Annotated in this window: 1 pseudogene; it reads right to left on the bottom strand. The window is 45.1% G+C overall.

What is annotated here, in order from left to right:
- Nucleotides 1–373 (bottom strand): annotated as a pseudogene (locus tag ACYVTD_RS17370) (50S ribosomal protein L1); the annotation flags it as partial.
- Nucleotides 374–406 lie beyond the last annotated feature (33 nt).

The raw sequence follows: 406 nt of genomic DNA, 5'->3' as shown, positions 1-406 counted from the left end.
GCCCAAGCGTACCCATCATGTCTGGGGTAGCAACGATAACGTCAAAGTCTAACCAGCCATCTTTCTCGATTTTCGGTATAAATTCTTCTGCACCAACATAATCCGCGCCCGCAGTTTCAGCTTCTTTTGCTTTGTCTCCTTTGGCGAAGACTAAAACGTTCAAGGTTTTGCCTGTTCCGTGTGGCAATACCACTGCGCCACGAACTTGTTGGTCAGCTTGACGTGAGTCAACTCCTAAACGAACGTGCAATTCAATGCTTTCGTCGAACTTTGCTTTGCTTGTTGCGATAACGTTTTCTATCGCTACTTCTGGGTCGTAAACTTGTTTTTCGTCCACCGCTTCAACTGAAGCTTTGTAATTCTTTCCACTCATTTTTTTCTCCTTTTGGTGCAAACGGGCATTAAC

This window comes from Treponema sp. R6D11 (assembly GCF_054786075.1).
Note: the sequence above shows the minus strand (reverse complement) of the source record. Positions and strands in the feature narration are given on the sequence as shown.